23 protein-coding genes are annotated in these 15,084 nt (G+C 45.7%); 14 read left to right on the top strand and 9 right to left on the bottom strand.

All coding sequences use genetic code 11. The features are described 5' to 3' along the window. Positions 1 to 8: 8 nt before the first annotated feature. Genes AC56AD_RS08110 through AC56AD_RS08100 form a run of 3 tightly spaced genes read right to left on the bottom strand, consistent with a single transcriptional unit; the run spans position 9 to position 2,960 of the window. Complete coding sequence (locus AC56AD_RS08110; protein ID WP_012508335.1) at positions 9 to 707, bottom strand: SDR family oxidoreductase; 699 nt, start codon at positions 705 to 707, stop codon at positions 9 to 11. A 14-nt stretch (positions 708 to 721) separates the two neighbouring features. Then, positions 722 to 2,209, bottom strand: coding sequence for an amino acid permease (locus AC56AD_RS08105; RefSeq protein ID WP_012508334.1), 1,488 nt, complete (start codon positions 2,207 to 2,209; stop codon positions 722 to 724). Between the two features lie 58 nt (positions 2,210 to 2,267). Beyond that, a complete protein-coding gene (locus tag AC56AD_RS08100; protein WP_012508333.1) occupies positions 2,268 to 2,960 on the bottom strand; it encodes a zinc metallopeptidase in 693 nt (230 codons plus the stop codon). A 155-nt stretch (positions 2,961 to 3,115) separates the two neighbouring features. Between AC56AD_RS08100 and AC56AD_RS08095 the strand changes: the two genes are divergently transcribed. Then, positions 3,116 to 3,283: a hypothetical protein gene (locus AC56AD_RS08095; protein ID WP_482229384.1), complete on the top strand. Its 168-nt coding sequence runs from the start codon at positions 3,116 to 3,118 to the stop codon at positions 3,281 to 3,283. Positions 3,284 to 3,292: 9 nt separating this feature from the next. Here the strand turns inward: AC56AD_RS08095 and AC56AD_RS08090 are convergent, their stop codons facing one another. Continuing rightward, positions 3,293 to 4,123: a caspase family protein gene (locus AC56AD_RS08090; RefSeq protein WP_012508332.1), complete on the bottom strand. Its 831-nt coding sequence runs from the start codon at positions 4,121 to 4,123 to the stop codon at positions 3,293 to 3,295. Positions 4,124 to 5,074: 951 nt separating this feature from the next. Here AC56AD_RS08090 and AC56AD_RS08085 point away from each other — a divergent pair. The 8 genes from AC56AD_RS08085 to AC56AD_RS08050 all read left to right on the top strand — a co-directional run bounded on the left by AC56AD_RS08085 (position 5,075) and on the right by AC56AD_RS08050 (position 10,586). Then, positions 5,075 to 5,857 (top strand): type I restriction endonuclease subunit S, encoded by a 783-nt coding sequence (locus tag AC56AD_RS08085; RefSeq protein ID WP_223293882.1) that lies wholly within the window; start codon positions 5,075 to 5,077, stop codon positions 5,855 to 5,857. Then, the gene (locus AC56AD_RS08080; RefSeq protein WP_223293881.1) at positions 5,854 to 6,120 is read left to right on the top strand and encodes an addiction module protein; all 267 of its coding nucleotides are present in this window, start codon (positions 5,854 to 5,856) and stop codon (positions 6,118 to 6,120) included. Before AC56AD_RS08085 ends, AC56AD_RS08080 begins: the two co-directional genes overlap by 4 nt. Positions 6,121 to 6,224: 104 nt before the next feature. Further along, positions 6,225 to 6,581, top strand: a complete 357-nt coding sequence (locus tag AC56AD_RS08075; RefSeq protein ID WP_012508329.1) for a hypothetical protein — start codon at positions 6,225 to 6,227, stop codon at positions 6,579 to 6,581. Next, entirely contained in the window at positions 6,578 to 7,120 is a 543-nt protein-coding gene (locus tag AC56AD_RS08070; RefSeq protein ID WP_083765317.1) for a restriction endonuclease subunit S, read from the top strand. Before AC56AD_RS08075 ends, AC56AD_RS08070 begins: the two co-directional genes overlap by 4 nt. Then, positions 7,117 to 7,845 (top strand): restriction endonuclease subunit S, encoded by a 729-nt coding sequence (locus AC56AD_RS08065; protein ID WP_083765316.1) that lies wholly within the window; start codon positions 7,117 to 7,119, stop codon positions 7,843 to 7,845. The genes AC56AD_RS08070 and AC56AD_RS08065 overlap by 4 nt, the downstream gene beginning before the upstream one ends. Continuing rightward, positions 7,842 to 8,897, top strand: a complete 1,056-nt coding sequence (locus AC56AD_RS08060) for a hypothetical protein (RefSeq protein WP_012508328.1) — start codon at positions 7,842 to 7,844, stop codon at positions 8,895 to 8,897. Before AC56AD_RS08065 ends, AC56AD_RS08060 begins: the two co-directional genes overlap by 4 nt. A gap of 312 nt (positions 8,898 to 9,209) precedes the next feature. Next, positions 9,210 to 10,175: a putative phage abortive infection protein gene (locus AC56AD_RS08055; protein WP_012508327.1), complete on the top strand. Its 966-nt coding sequence runs from the start codon at positions 9,210 to 9,212 to the stop codon at positions 10,173 to 10,175. Between the two features lie 252 nt (positions 10,176 to 10,427). After that, the gene (locus AC56AD_RS08050) at positions 10,428 to 10,586 is read left to right on the top strand and encodes a DUF4062 domain-containing protein (protein ID WP_223293880.1); all 159 of its coding nucleotides are present in this window, start codon (positions 10,428 to 10,430) and stop codon (positions 10,584 to 10,586) included. Here the strand turns inward: AC56AD_RS08050 and AC56AD_RS08045 are convergent. The 4 genes from AC56AD_RS08045 to AC56AD_RS08030 all read right to left on the bottom strand — a co-directional run bounded on the left by AC56AD_RS08045 (position 10,567) and on the right by AC56AD_RS08030 (position 12,129). After that, positions 10,567 to 10,947 (bottom strand): helix-turn-helix domain-containing protein, encoded by a 381-nt coding sequence (locus AC56AD_RS08045; RefSeq protein ID WP_012508326.1) that lies wholly within the window; start codon positions 10,945 to 10,947, stop codon positions 10,567 to 10,569. The genes AC56AD_RS08050 and AC56AD_RS08045 overlap by 20 nt on opposite strands. A gap of 16 nt (positions 10,948 to 10,963) precedes the next feature. Continuing rightward, positions 10,964 to 11,266, bottom strand: coding sequence for a type II toxin-antitoxin system HigB family toxin (locus tag AC56AD_RS08040; protein WP_011745527.1), 303 nt, complete (start codon positions 11,264 to 11,266; stop codon positions 10,964 to 10,966). Positions 11,267 to 11,406: 140 nt separating this feature from the next. Further along, positions 11,407 to 11,790: a type II toxin-antitoxin system Phd/YefM family antitoxin gene (locus AC56AD_RS08035; RefSeq protein ID WP_273278921.1), complete on the bottom strand. Its 384-nt coding sequence runs from the start codon at positions 11,788 to 11,790 to the stop codon at positions 11,407 to 11,409. Positions 11,791 to 11,991: 201 nt separating this feature from the next. Continuing rightward, on the bottom strand, positions 11,992 to 12,129 hold the full coding sequence (locus tag AC56AD_RS08030; protein ID WP_273278923.1) for a hypothetical protein: 138 nt from the start codon (positions 12,127 to 12,129) through the stop codon (positions 11,992 to 11,994). 44 nt (positions 12,130 to 12,173) lie between these two features. On the opposite strand from AC56AD_RS08030, the gene AC56AD_RS08025 reads away from it, so the two are divergent. The 3 genes from AC56AD_RS08025 to AC56AD_RS08015 all read left to right on the top strand — a co-directional run bounded on the left by AC56AD_RS08025 (position 12,174) and on the right by AC56AD_RS08015 (position 13,095). Next, a complete protein-coding gene (locus AC56AD_RS08025) occupies positions 12,174 to 12,386 on the top strand; it encodes a type II toxin-antitoxin system HicB family antitoxin (RefSeq protein ID WP_012508323.1) in 213 nt (70 codons plus the stop codon). Positions 12,387 to 12,458: 72 nt separating this feature from the next. Then, positions 12,459 to 12,746 carry a hypothetical protein gene (locus AC56AD_RS08020; protein WP_223293877.1) on the top strand — a complete coding sequence of 96 codons (288 nt, stop codon included), beginning with the start codon at positions 12,459 to 12,461 and terminating at the stop codon, positions 12,744 to 12,746. Continuing rightward, positions 12,634 to 13,095, top strand: a complete 462-nt coding sequence (locus AC56AD_RS08015; protein ID WP_012508322.1) for a M48 family metallopeptidase — start codon at positions 12,634 to 12,636, stop codon at positions 13,093 to 13,095. Before AC56AD_RS08020 ends, AC56AD_RS08015 begins: the two co-directional genes overlap by 113 nt. A 4-nt stretch (positions 13,096 to 13,099) precedes the next feature. On the opposite strand, the gene AC56AD_RS08010 is transcribed toward AC56AD_RS08015, so the two are convergent. After that, the gene (locus tag AC56AD_RS08010; protein WP_012508321.1) at positions 13,100 to 13,861 is read right to left on the bottom strand and encodes a SagB/ThcOx family dehydrogenase; all 762 of its coding nucleotides are present in this window, start codon (positions 13,859 to 13,861) and stop codon (positions 13,100 to 13,102) included. 416 nt (positions 13,862 to 14,277) lie between these two features. Here AC56AD_RS08010 and mntA point away from each other — a divergent pair, with 416 nt between their 5' ends. Continuing rightward, positions 14,278 to 14,676, top strand: a complete 399-nt coding sequence (mntA, locus tag AC56AD_RS08005) for a type VII toxin-antitoxin system MntA family adenylyltransferase antitoxin (protein WP_012508320.1) — start codon at positions 14,278 to 14,280, stop codon at positions 14,674 to 14,676. Beyond that, a complete protein-coding gene (gene hepT / locus AC56AD_RS08000) occupies positions 14,661 to 15,077 on the top strand; it encodes a type VII toxin-antitoxin system HepT family RNase toxin (RefSeq protein ID WP_012508319.1) in 417 nt (138 codons plus the stop codon). The genes mntA and hepT overlap by 16 nt, the downstream gene beginning before the upstream one ends. Positions 15,078 to 15,084 lie beyond the last annotated feature (7 nt).

Genomic DNA, 15,084 nt, shown 5'->3' with positions numbered 1-15,084 from the left:
CCATCATTTCAATGGGGCTGACCTGTCGGGCGGATCAGGATTTCATTGACATCAACATGCGCGGGCTGACTGACGGCATACATGACTGCGCGGGCAATATCATCCGGCTGAAGTTCTGCGGTGCAGGGTTTTTGCAGAGCCTCCCAGAAAGGGGTATCGACAACTCCGGGTTCAACAAGGGTGACGCGCACCCCGGTTTCCGCCATCTCATTGCGGATAGCCTGTGCCATGCCGGTGATAGCCCATTTTGTTGCTGAATAGAGGTTCCTGATGGAGGTGATACGTCCCACTACAGAGCCGGTAATCAGCAGGTGACCCCTGTTTTTTACCAGTTCAGGAAGGGTCAGCCGAGCCGTGGCTGCAGCGCCATAGACATTGACCATCACCATCTCTTTCCACTCTTCAGGCTTATCCTCTCCGCCATAAAAGGTTGAGCCCTTCGAAAAGCCAGCGTTTGCAAAAACCACATCAATTCGTCCGAAGTGTTTCAGGGTCGTTTCTACCATTGTTTGCTGCGACTGCCAGTTTGCAACATCACAGGTTATGGCAAGAGCCCTCTCAGGGCCCAGTTCTGCCTGCAATCGTTCAAGCTTTTCGGTAGAACGGGCGACAAGCGCCACCTTGAATCCCGCTTCCACAGCACGCCTTGCTGTTGCTTCACCGATACCGGTTGATGCCCCGGTAATAAGAAATACCTTGTTTTTCATCGTGCTGTTTTGACTCAGGGTTTGATGGCGTTCAGGGCGCTGTGTTTGCGTCCATAAAAAAAGTAGATCACAAATCCGAGAAGCAGCCAGACAATCAGCCTCAGCCAGTTCTCCGCAGGGAGGGAAAACATCAGCAGAAGGCAGGTGAAAATGCCCGCAAGAGGCACAAAGGGTACCAAGGGCGCTTTGAAAGGGCGCTCAGCTTCAGGGTTTGTTTTTCTCATGATCAGTACAGCGCTGCAGACGACAACAAAGGCAAAGAGCGTGCCGATATTGACCAGCTCGGCAAGCAGGCGCAAAGGGAGTAATCCGCCCAGCAAGGCGACAAAAAAACCGGTCAGGATAGTTGATTTCCAGGGCGTCCTGAATTTTTCATGAATAGAGGCGAAAAATGATTTCGGCAACAACCCGTCACGTGCCATGGCAAGAAAAATCCTCGGCTGGCTGAGCATCATGACCAGCAAGACCGATGTGATGCCGGTGATGGCCCCCAGCGAAATAAGCAATTGCGCCCAGCCGATTCCAACCTGCATGAAAGCATTGGAGACAGGAGCATCAATACTGATCTGGTTGTAGGGAACCATGCCGGTCACGACTGCGGCTACGGCAATATAGAGGATCGAGCAGATGACCAGCGAGCTGATAATGGCTATCGGAATATCGCGCTGGGGATTTCTTGCCTCCTCGGCATGGGTTGAAATGGCATCGAAGCCAATATAGGCGAAAAAAATCATGGCAGCCCCGGCAAGCACCCCTACAGGTGCGCCCCCAAGACCTGGTTCACCAAGAACGGTATGGCCGAAAACACTCAGTCCTGAATAGCCGAAAGGGGCAAAGGGTGTCCAGTTTGCAGGATTGACGTACCTTGCACCAAGCACGATTACCAGCAGCACAATAGCCACCTTCACAAGAACCATCCCGGCATTGAAGCGGGCGCTCTCCTTTATTCCCTTGACAAGTACCACCGTAACGGCAAGGGCGATGAGTACTGCAGGCAGATCAAACCAGGCTCCGGTCAGGCTCATCAGACCGGTATCCGGGTCGAAGTCGAGCGGCGCATTGGAGAAGAGTTTGGGAATACCGATACCGAATATCCCGATGAAATCCTGAAAGTACTTCGACCATCCATGCGCAACCGTTGCCGAAGCTACGCCATATTCAAGAATCAGATCCCAGCCGATTATCCAGGCAAAGAGCTCGCCAAGGGTAGCATAGGCGTAGGTATATGCCGAACCCGCAACCGGCACCATCGAGGCAAATTCTGCATAACAGAGCGCGGCAAAAATACAGGCAAGGGCTGCAATTGCAAAAGAGAGTGTGACCGCCGGACCAGCCTTGTCGTGAGCAGCGACACCGATAAGCACAAAGATACCGGTTCCAATGATGGCGCCAACACCAAGCCCGGTCAGGGCAACCGGCCCCAGAATCCTGTTCAGCCGATGTTCGCCATCCATCTCTCCCAGCAGCAGTGAAAGCGGCTTTTTCCTGAAACTGTTTTTCAAAGGTATTTTGGTAAGTGGTTGGTTATGCTCTTCGCTTTTACAAAAACAGCTATCCCGCTTACGAATTACGGCGGTTCATGATCGTGAGAAAATAGACCAACTGCATGATAGCCTGCGCCGCAGCGGCAACATAGGTGAGTGCAGCCGCATCCAGCACCGCATTGACTCCCTGCATCTCAGCGGGCGATACAATTCCCTGCGAGACAAGCAGCTCTTTCGCACGTCGGCTTGCATCGAACTCAACCGGAAGGGTTACCAGTGCAAAGAGGGCTGTAGCGCCAAAGAGGATGATACCCGCCCAGGCAAGTGTTGTTCCTATGGTTCCGGCAAGAAACATACCGGCCATAAAAATAATGGGGCCAAGGTTGCTTCCGATAGAGACTGCAGGCACCATGATCGAGCGCAACTGCAGTGGCAGATATCCCGTTTTATCCTGCAGGGCATGGCCCGCTTCATGAGCGGCAACACCAACAGAGGCAATGCTCGGAAGACGGTACACCTCGTCACTCAGGCGAAGCGCCTTGTGGTGAGGGTCGTAGTGGTCGGAAAGCATTCCATGAGCCGTTTCAATGGTCACATTTCCAAGTCCGCCACGCTGAAGAATGCGCCGGGCTGCTTCTGCGCCGTTGATGCCACTCTGGGTTCTTACCTGTGAATACTTTTTAAAAGCAGACTTTACCTTGAATTGAGCCCACAAACCAAGAAGCATGGGGGGCAGGGCAAAAACAAAATACAAAGGATCAAAATACATGGAATTCAATGATTATCGTTGTGTCAAGTATACGTAACAATGGTTTACATCGGATGCATGAAAACAATGAAACCTATGCATAAGTTTCATGAATAGCAAGAGGTAAGAGCGCGGTTTGACGTATTGCCATTACCGCAAGGATTCCAGGCCGCCCGGTGCCTGCTCCTTATGCCGTTGCGTTGCGATTTGTTCGCTCTCTTCTGCTCATGACCGGGCTTTCCATTTCAGATTTCATGCGCGACGCAAAGGTAAAAACAAGAGGGGCCGTCGCAGGTAATTCGCTCTTGCCCCTCTTGTTAAAGCCACTCTTGATGGAGTTGTAATTCTACACCTTACCCGATTTGCACTTTACGCTTCGTTGCCTCGCATTCGAGTTGAGGAATCTGGCTGTATTTTCCTTTCTTTAGGTCTGCCCGGACTTTGGTAAGTAAATCTGCCCGAGAGAGAGAGTTCTTGCAGGCATTCATCTCCTTGCAGAAATAGTAGGTGAAGGCACCATGCCAACTGCCACCAATTTTGGCATCAGCACTGGTCTGGTCGGCACGGCAGCCAGCCCAAAGGATGTTATGAACCATCCCTTTTTCAAGCATTCCATGACGAAGTCCGCGAGAACGCTTGCTCTCCACCTCTTCGAATGCCTCCAGAGAAGGAGGTGGCAAGTAACGCGGTGTGCGATCGAGCAGCATGTCAATGGCCTTCAAACCGGTTCCACTGTGGCAGGTATCGAGATAGACCTCCAAAAGCACATTGGCTGGCAATTGAATAAAAAGATCACGCAGTTCATCATCGAGGATGACGTGATTTGCATCCCACTGGCCGCCAGCCTGAGCAAGGTCGTGAGGACAGAATGCCTCGTCGGCACGATCCGGTTCATCACCGCTCAGGTCAGGAACCTGTGTACCATGGCTTGAGAGGCTGAACACCAGATAGGAGTACTTTCCCGCCTTTGCACCATCAACCATAGCCTTAAGGTTACTAATGATGGTGGCTTTCGTTGCCTGGGCGTCGGTCAGCACGGTAATGTCGCTGCCCTGAAAACCAAGTAGTTTCTGCAGCAACGCCGACATATCATGAGCGTCGTTCACACAACCCTGCAATGCAGCGCTTGGATAGTTCTTGAAGTTGTTAATTCCAACACACAAAGCTTTTTTGCTTGTAGCCATGATTATGCTCCTGTTTAATGGACTCTATCTTTTCTTCCTGGTGTAAGTTGCCGCGCCTGATCATTATCGGCAATCCACAGGGAAGTTACAGAAATTATAACCCAAACAAGAAGAGAGAGCGTGCCCTGAAACAGCTTTTATAATTTCGGGGAAGCCTTTTCACTCGCACTGCAAACACCCTCCGCTCTCCAGCAGAAGGGCAAGATCATCAGCATCATCTTTCATCTGCCAACAATCAAGGAGCGCATCAGTGGACCAATCAGGGTTCATACCGGCTCAGGAGGCTTCCGGCGACTCTGGTACTGCGGTGAGTTGATGATGCCAGCCTGCAACGCAAGAAAGAGGTTTTAAGGGCATGAATGTTCTTGTTTGAGTGAAGGCGCAACCCGGGAGTAAGTTATAAGCTGTGTTGGAGAGTGACAAAATCAATATATTCTTGATGGAGAGGAGGGATGCGTGGATTGGACATTGATAGAGAAAATCAGGGATCTTGGACTAAAATCATAACAATTTCAGGAATAACATGTTGCCGGAGATGTTTTTATGGAACTCCATATAAGTGATGAAAAAAACAAAAGAACTTCTTTCCGAGGTTGTAGTAGAGCTTTTAAAGACAAAGAAAAACTAGTTGTATGATGTTATAATAGAAGCTTTAGAGGATGTTGGTTTGGCAAATGCCATCGCTGAAGGGAGGAAGAATGAATTTGTATCAGAGGATGAAATTTTTTCCATTCTTGATGGCAATTCGAAGTGAATATTATCTTCGACACCTTTTATCGTATCCGTGCAGGGGATTACAGAATAGGGATAGAATACGCTGCCGACAAACTTGTTTTTACCCGTATTTTGCACAGGAAAGACATTTATAAAAATTTCCCATAACAGGCAAATTGCTGGAGTGGATTCTTGAAGTGCTTGAGGCGTTGCTTTGGGAAAATCCCTGACGAAATCATGAAGCGGGCATTCGGGAAGCGCCAGATGCTGCTTGTGCACTACACCGGCAAGCCGCTCATCGATAACTATCACGTCTACCAGCACCTGATGGACTACTGGACAGAGACCATGCAGGACGACTGCTACCTCATCGCCGCCGATGGATGGAAGGCTGAAACTGCCCGGGTTCTGGTGAAGAACAGCAAAGGGAAAGAGGTTGACAAGGGGTGGGCCTGCGAACTCGTGCCCAAACCCCTCATTGTTGCCCGCTACTTTGCCAGATTTCAGGAAGCCATCACCGGGCTTGAGGCTGAACTGGAAAGCCTCACCGCACGCATAAGCGAGCTTGAGGAGGAACAGGGCGGGGAAGAGGGAGCTTTTACGGGATTGGACAAGGTGAACAAGGCAAATGTCGCTGCCCCCCTGAAAGAGATCAAAGGGGAGAAGGATGCCAAAGAGGAGGCCGATATCCTCCGTCAGTGGTTGAAACTTTCAGGAGAAGAAGCAGATATGAAGAAAATGCTCAAGGAGGCTGAAGCCAACCTTGACGCGCTCGCTTATGCCAAATATCCAAAGCTGAGCGAAGAGGAGGTAAAAACGCTGGTTGTTGACGACAAATGGCTTGCCACAATCGCCGCAGCCATTCACGGCGAAATGGATCGCATCAGCCAGAACCTCACCCGCCGGGTAAAGGAACTTGCCGAACGCTACGAAACGCCCCTGCCAGAAGTTAACAGCAAGGTTGCCGAGCTGGAGGCAAGGGTGACTGCGCATCTTAAACGGATGGGGATGGAGGTATGAGCACATCAACAAAAATTTTATCAACCCCCAAAAAAAAGTTTTTTATGACAATTGCTGAATTAAAAGTAAAACCATTTGCAGAAAGATTGCAGCTTATGGAAGACTTATGGGAAACATTAAGCAATGAAGATAATAATCTGCAATCACCAGCATGGCATCAAGAAATTCTTGAAGAAAGAATGGACTTGATTAATACAGGTCAAGCAGAGTATGTGACCATTGAAGAATTAAAAAAAAGAATACAGCCCGGAGAGTGCAAATAATTATTCCGCAAAATATTGATAGACATGAGAAATTGCAATGATTATTTATCTGAACCATTGCAGACACAAAACCGGATGAATATGTCAAAGATGGTGAAAACCGGATGGGTACAGCAAAAAAATCCACAGCGGATCTTCAGAGCATGGCAGACAGTATCTTTCGCAGTGGCAACGAAGACTTTATCAGCATGACGAATATACTCGAAGCTATGGACGGAGAGTTTTTTATATCAGATTGGCTGAGAAGCTGTAATACTGGCGAATTTCCTGCTATTCGGGGATCGGCGTTTAATTATGGCGAATTTGCCATAATTAAACGCAAAGCGGGCATCAGCAGCCACAAAATCAGCAGCCACGATTTTCATCCTGGCATTTTCTTCAAGCTTGATATGTGCTTCAGGCCGGAGTTTAAACCTGTCGAATTCAACGTTATTAGAATTGAAATAGAGGTGCAGGCATGAGCGCAGAGGTGAAACCCGGTTACAAGCTGACCGAGACAGGGGTGATTCCTGAGGATTGGGATGTTATGACTCTTGGTACCGTATCTGAGATGTCTTCTGGCACTACGCCTTCTCGCTCGTTAATGGATCGATATTATAAAAATGGTTCGATTGCGTGGGTCAAGACCTTAGACTTGAACAATTCAGATATTTGTGAAACTGATGAATGTGTCACAGATTTAGCACTGAAAGAAACATGTTTGAGAGTTAATGCAACAGGAACGGTGCTTGTTGCGATGTACGGAGGTTTTAATCAGATCGGAAGAACCGGATTACTCAGGCTCCCTGCTGCTGTAAACCAAGCCATTACTGCGATTCACCCTACAAAGGGTAAGTTGCTCTCTGATTATTTAATTCGCAATCTCAATTACAGGATTGATTCTAGAAACGAGTGGCAAGCAGCAGCCGAAAAGATCCAAACATCACAAGTAAGGATATTAGGGATTTTCCTGTCGCTTGTCCAAAGTTGCATGAACAAGAAGCAATTGCCGAAGCCTTGAGTGATGCAGACGCCCTCATTGAATCCCTTGAACAACTCATTATCAAAAAACGCCAGATCAAACAAGGCGCCATGCAGGAACTGCTCACCGGCATAAAGCGCCTGCCCGGTTTCAGCGGGGAGTGGGAGGTGAAGCGAATAGGGGATTTAGGTTCAATATTTGGTGGCCTTACAGGTAAGACAAAATCAGATTTTGGTGTAGGAGCGTCTCGCTATATTACCTTTATGAACATCATGGCCAACGTTGTGATCAACTGCGATACATTTGAACAGGTAAATGTTGTCCCAAATGAATATCAAAATCGTGTTATGAAGGGTGATCTTTTCTTCAATGGTTCATCAGAGACGCCAGAAGAAGTTGGCCTGTGTGCGGTTTTGAATGATGAATTGCACGATGTATATCTGAACAGTTTTTGTTTCGGATTTCGTTTCCGAAGTGGCGCTGAAAATGATGGACTGTTCTGTGCTTACTATTTCAGGAGTAATGAAGGTCGTGAGCTAATAAAATCATTGGCACAAGGCGCCACTCGATACAACTTGTCCAAGACTGCATTTTTGAGGCTTACCACTCCTTTTCCTCCTTTTGCAGAACAAATCGCCATCGCTAAAGTGCTTTCTGATATGGATACCGAAATTGATGTACTGAAAGAAAAGCTTGCCAAAAATCAGCAGATAAAGCAGGGAATGATGCACAATCTTTTAACCGGAAAAATCCGACTTGTATGAATAGCAACTATACTGAAAAGTCCCTTGTCTTGGTTATTGGCGCAGGGGCAAGCAAAGAGGTGAATCTGCCTGTTGGTTCTGAATTGAAAAAGCAAATAGCAAAGGTGCTCGACATACAATTCGAACACTACCAGAAAAAAAGTGGTGACGATATTATCAGTGATTCTTTTAGGATTCTGGCTACGGATGGTAATATCAATCCATATTTGGGAGCGGCATTTCGGATTCGCGATGCAATGCCTCAAGCTATTTCTATTGATAATTTTATTGATTCACACCAGTCAGATGAAAAAATATCAATTTGCGGAAAGTTAGCTATTGCTCGATGTATTCTTACTGCAGAGTCTAAAAGTTTGTTAAAAATTGATCGCAGTAACATTTATAATAAACCTAATTTCTCGGTTCTTGAACTAACTTGGTTCAACGCATTTTTTCAGCTATTGACCGAGAACTGTCAGCAAGATGATCTTCCAGAAAGATTGTCAAAAGTTGCGATAATATCCTTCAACTACGATAGATGCATCGAACACTTCTTGTTTTGGTCAGTCCGAAATTATTATGGTATGACGGCCAAAGAAGCAAGTGAGGTTCTGACTCATTTAGAGATACATCATCCGTATGGAATGGTTGGAAAACTTCCTTGGCAGCAGGGTGCGCACGAAGGATTTGAATTTGGTGATACCCCTACTCCCAAGAAACTATTGTCCCTCGCAGGAGAACTTCGGACATTCACTGAAGGAATTGATCCTACGAAGAGCGATATTTCAGCAATACAGGCAGCTTTATCTACTGCCCAACGAATTGCGTTTCTCGGTTTTGCATTTCATCGCCAAAACATTGAATTGCTTTTACCTGGTCAGAACATGGGGGGAAAAGAAAGGAATTGTCGAGTTTATGCAACTGCCTACGGAATATCATCTCCAGATATTCGGCTCATTAAACAGGATATCATCAGTCTTGCTGGAATATCTGATGAGCACATATATGTTGAGATTGGTTTAAAATGTTCGGAATTGTTTAGCGAGTTTTGGCGGAGTCTCTCACTTCAGTGATTGTTCATATACTGCTCGTGCAGGTCATGTAGTTAGCGTTGTTTGTGTATTGATATTGTTTCGAAAAACAGAAAATGAATCTTGCTAAAGATCAATAACTTCATTAGGGATTTATGTTCAATTAATATGCATAATCCAATTATTATGATCTGCGGCTATACGTTTTCGATTTATTGTATCATATTTTAAGGTATAAAATATTGGGCTGTATAAATTTTAACATAAAAAAATAATAATTGTCAATTTGGTTTTACTATGCTGAAAGATTTGATTGTCATTGAAGTTGGTATCTATAATCTTATTTAATCGCAAATGACATTATTCTTGGCTTCGAAAAAGCACATTACTAAACCTGCTGAGCAGAATTGGTTTAGAAAGTATTGGATAGAAATCTCTATTTTGCTTTGTGGCCTTATAGCAATGAATTTGATTGTTTTTGCAGATGCATTTCGTGCTACAGATACGATTAATCCTTTAGGAGCTAGTCAATTAGGTGATTTTGTTGGGGGATACATTGGCACCTTTTTAGCTCTTGTAAGTGTTGTACTACTTTCAGCAACATTGAAGAGTCGGAGTAAATCTGCTGAAATATTAAGCTTCGAAACGAAATACTTTGAACTGTTACGACTTCACAGAGATAATGTTGCCGAACTTGAGGTTTCGGGTATAAGTGGTAGACAACTTTTTGTTGTACTTATTCGCGAGTATAGATGTGCGCTTGATCTCACAAAACATGTTGCAAGTATTCACAATATAACGCTTACTCAACAACAACGTGCTCATATAGCCTATCATTGTTTGCTTTTTGGGACAGGGCCGAATTCATCACGAATGCTTTTGAAATCGTTGGAAGAATTCGATAATGACTTTGTTTGTGATTTAGAAAATCAACTTAATAATGAAGAATTAAAAAATAGTGTCCGGCTTGAAAAGAAGCTTACATATGTTCCATTCGAAGGCCATCTTTCTCGTTTAGGTCACTACTATCGTCATTTGTATCAATCCATCAAGTATGTAGATCAGCAGAATATTAATATTGATAAATATGAATATGTTAAAACGATTAGAGCACAATTGTCAAACCATGAGCAGGCATTGCTTCTTTTGAACAGTTTATCTCCAATTGGTAACAATTGGTGGAAACACAATTTTATGCTTGAATATCGAATGGTGCAAAACATTCCTCGTGAGTTCTTTGACCCAAAGGATGAACTTGATATTTCATCGTTATTTTCAACAGGTTACTTTGAGTGGGAGGAAGTACAATGTGCATCCTAATCTTTTGCTTTTTAGTATGTCATCTATTATGGTTTTTTAACAATTGATCGGATATGGGAGAGAGCAAGTACATCGAATTGAAGGAGTTATATTTAGATGAGAGCCTTAAACAAACTTGTAGTAACTCGAGAATTAAAAAGTTATAAGTTCATATTAACCTCCGATGAAATAGATTTGAAAATTTGTCAGCAGCGTTCAAAAAGAGTTCTCAACTGAACGTGAGTTACTGCGTGATTATTTGCGGGGTGATTGATGCTGCGATTTTTTGAGCCTTGTTTGTTTGACGATATTCCTGCTGCCGACCGCAGGGCTGATGAACTCTATCTTGCTGAAGTTGAACAGTGCGACATCTATCCCGGCTTGTTCGGTAATGAGTATGAATATGAATATACTATGATTTTTCAAGGATAAACTTTGGATCAACCCCCAAGGTTTTATAAAGCCGTTTGGCCAGTTCCATATTGACCTTGCGCTTGCCATGCATCACCTCCGAAAGGCGTGTATCACTGATTCCCAGCAGTTTTGCCATGTCCTTCCGTTTCATTTTTTTTTCAAACATCTTGAGTTCAATCACATCAGGCAACGTTTCTGGTTTTTTTATCACCAGAGGCATTGGCATAACAACATGGCGATCCTCGTAATCTTCAATTGCTTTTGCCAGTTCAGTAATTTTGGCATCGTTAGTCGCGTTTTCTCCATCACTGAAAGCATTCATGAATGATTCTATCTCCCTGAGCGCTTTTTCATATTGTGCCTTGCTGACGATTTTCATTGTCATTTCTCCTCGTTTATTGCTGTTCAATGGTTGCCGGGTCAATGCTATCATAGGATTTATGGGTGCCTATAAACTTGATGAAGACCGTTCTTGAAGAAAATCGAATTCTTGCAACGATCCGGTAATGATTTCCTTTTATGTTGAAAACATACCGCTCATTCGCGATATAGTCTGCCGACAGAAACATGGTTTTCAGGTCAGCGTGGTTTTGCCAGTCCGCAGCTTTTACCCTGGCATACCATTCATTCAGAGCTGGTATTGCATCCGGGTATTTTGCGCCGAAACTGTTTAAAGCCGATTTTTTGATAATGACCATACAGCTCTTCCCTTGTTTTTTATAATACCATAATCGAAAATATTTTACATTTTTCAAAAAAATCATCTCGATAAGGCCCTTGGCAAGGTCTATTATACTACGCTTATGACGTATTACGCTTTTTGCCTGTTTCGGAGTGGTTATTTTGATCGTTTGAGCTCTATTCCGGAATTTCGGAGCGGTGAGTTATGAAAAAAACTTGAGAGTGGCTCGTCCGGCTTGCGAACATTGATTGCCTTGTTGTATTCGTCAAAAGAGATAACCACCGCAGAAGGCTTGCCATGCAGGGTAATAGCCTGTGGCCCCTCATTGTTGGCGTTGCGAACCACTTCGCTCAAATGATTTTTTGCATGTTGCAGTTGCCATGTTTTCATCTTCTTCCCATCGGTTATCGTCTGATCGTTCTGGCTATTATAGACAGAATCGAGGAAAAGCTGGCAACTTCTTGACAATATTTCATCCTCGCCAGCTCCTTGCGATTCAGGCAACTTTGAACGCGAGACGCAGAACCGTGTTATCGCCATGTTCACGAGCGAGCTCGGCGACTGGAGTGATCGGTCAGGCTGTGTATTTTTCTTGTGCTTTTCCTATCGAAAGATTCCTTAACTTCATTGATGATTTATTCTTATTCTTCAGGATTAATCGGATAATCGATGGGAAAATACGAGAAACTTATCTTGAAGATATTGAGCGGTCAGTCTGACACGAATATCCCTTTCGATGATTTATGTAATCTCCTTCAGGGAACAGGTTTTGTCATGCGCATTCGTCGAAGCCATCATGTTTTTCGCAAGGAGGGAATCGAAGAGAAGATCAATCTGCAACGTGAAGGCAACAACGCTAAACCATATCAAGTCAGGCAAGTGCGATATCTTATATTGAAATATCAACTTGGAGGTAAACCGTGATGGATAAATACGAAATTATTATTTTTTGGAGCGAGGAGGATCAATTGTTTATTGCGGAGGTGCCTGAACTTCCTGGTTGTATGGCCCACGGTGATTCTCACAATACAGCACTTATAAATATCGAGGAGGCGATAGCGTTATGGATTGCTACCGCCAAGGAATTTAATGATCCTGTTCCCAAGCCTAAAGGGAGAAGACTGCTCTTTGCATAAGGAAATTCACCGAATCAGCCAATCTATACATGCGACGCCGTCCATCATGCCCCATCGCCTTATGAAGCCGATATGCGTCATCTGATCGACACCTACATTGAAGCCGATGAGCCGAGGAAGATCTCTCCCTTTGATGATATGCCGCTGCTTGAGCTGATTGTGAAATCCGGCATTGCAGAGGCGATCAAGATGTTGCCCGAGGGGATAAAAAGCAGCAGGGATGCCATTGCTGAAACCATTGAGAACAATGTCCGCAGCAAGATCATTAAAGACCATCCGGCTCTATGCCATTTCACGGATCGGGTGGATAAAAAAACAACAGGCGAAGCTCAGCGCACAGGAACGCGATACGCCGCGTGAGTATCTGAACCGGGAGAGCCATTATCTCTGGGGCAAGCGCTACCTGCTCAAAATCATTGAAAGAGAAGCCCCTCCCTTTGTTGACCTGCAGCACAGCACGATACTTCTCTACATCCGGCCAGAGGCAGGTCAGGAAAAAAAACAGTTGGAACTTGACGAGTGGTATCGGAAGTTGTTGAAGAAGGCCATTTCTGAGCTTGTTTCGTCATGGGAGAAAAAGATTGGAGTGCGGGTCAATGAGGTCGGTATCAGGAAAATGAAAACGAAATGGGGCACCTGTAACAGAGAAGCAGGGCGAATCTGGATCAACCTTGAGCTGGCCAAAAAGCCTGAGGAGTGGGGGTATTGAGCAGTCACTGTTTTTTACCGACGGGTGCAAGGTAGATGGTGAATTCATCCTCTCCGTCGATTTTGAGCAGGTTGTCCATGGCGATTTGGTCGTAAGCGGCGATAGCGCAGGTGCCAGCGTCGATGGCTTCGCAGGCAAGGTAGAGGTTCTGGCAGAGGTGGCCAGCGTCAAGGGCGATGACCTTGTGGGCGGCGAGACCGTATCGCCACTCCATGCGGTAGGGGATGGTGGTCCAGATGAAGGTGACGGCAGCCTCTCCGGTGAAGGACTGGCCGAAGGCAGCCTTCGTCATTTTTCGTTCCAGATTTTCAACTTCGAATTCAAAGATGAGGTGATGTTCAAGAGGAAGGTATCGGTAAATGCCTTTTTCAAGTCCGGTGACATTCAGCACACAAAGGTATGTTTCAAAGGCGTGGCGGCATCCGGCGGAAGGTACTGTCCTCAGGGCGTGACCGGAATCGAGTTTGAGTTTGACCCCCTGGGTTGCCCAGAGAAGGAAAGAGAGTTCTTCAAGGGTGAGGGGAGAATCGCTGTATGTGCGGCAGCTTTGCCTTCTCATTATGGCCGTTCGGAGGTCGATCCGTCCGATATTATTCAGGGTTTCAATTTTTGGCAGCTCGATCTGTTTTTTTTCGGGCGCATAAGGCTTTTCGATCGGTGGAGGTGGAATCCGGCGGTTCTGGTCTGTCAGGGAGAAGTCGACTCTCTGGCGGATGGTGTCTTTGAGAAAGAAGCGGGACTCTTCAAGGGCCGTTTTGTTTGTCATGCTCTTTTCCATATACAGTTATAGTCAATTATTTCCGCTGCATCTGTTTTGTTCATTGCTGTATGGTACTGATGGTGTAGTCAATAGCGCGTGCATAGGCCGCTTACCAGACGTCCAGCTTTTTTCCAAGATACGCACCTTTGTCCATGAATTCCGAAAACTTACCGCCGCAAATACTTGCGTTGGTCTCTTTCCTCGCTCGTCACCTTTATGCGAGCATTGACGGCTTGGGAGGTAACCGTCTGACCATTATCGGCAGCTCTGAACGCTAAATCCGGGAGGGAGTTATAAGCTGTTAAGGAATCCGGCAAAATCAATATATTCTGTAACCAGAGAATTACACGGTTATTGCAGAGTTGCTTGAGCTGCCGGGCCGAGGGTACAGGGAAAAAATCAGGGATATACACACAAAAAGCATGATGACTGAGAGTATCGACAAACAGATCCGCCAGGTGCTTGAACGGCACAGCGCCATTCGTCTTGCGTTGTTGTTTGGCTCGCTGGCTAAAGGCACGGCCCGTTTTGACAGTGATCTTGACTTGGCAGTCGGCGCCGATCGCCCGCTTGGTGTTGATGAAACCATCGAACTGATTTCAGACTTGGCAACAGTAATTGGACGCCCTGTTGACTTGATTGATTTGTCAACCGTTGGTGAGCCCTTGCTGGGCCAGATTATCGCCGGAGGAACGAGAATCGTTGGCAGTGATACGCTCTACGCTGAGCTGGTGCTCAAGCATCTTTATAACCAGGAGGATTTTGTGCCCTATCAAAGAAGAATTTTGCAAGAGAGGAGAGAGGCATGGATTGGTCGTTAATTGAACAGAAGCTTGAGTCTTTGCGCCGCTCAATCCAAAGGGTTAAAGAGAAATGCCCAAAAAATGCCGCTGCACTGGGTTCCGATTACGATGCTCAGGATATTCTCTCCCTCAACCTCACCCGAGCTGTTCAGATGTGTGTGGATATTGGAACACACCTTGTTGCTCGCAGTGAGTATCCCCCTCCTGCTACCATGGGAAAAACGTTTGATATTTTATGTGAATCCGGAATAATCACTGCTGATTTAGCCAATCGCCTGAAAAAAGCGGTAGGATTTCGTAACCTCGCGGTTCATAACTATGAGTCCATCAATTGGGCAATCGTTTTTGCTATTGCCACAGCACACCTTCAGGATTTTGAAGAGTTTGCCAAAGCAGTTGTACGTCTGAACGATAAGTAATAACAGA

The organism is Pelodictyon clathratiforme (assembly GCF_982375515.1).
Note: the sequence above shows the minus strand (reverse complement) of the source record. Positions and strands in the feature narration are given on the sequence as shown.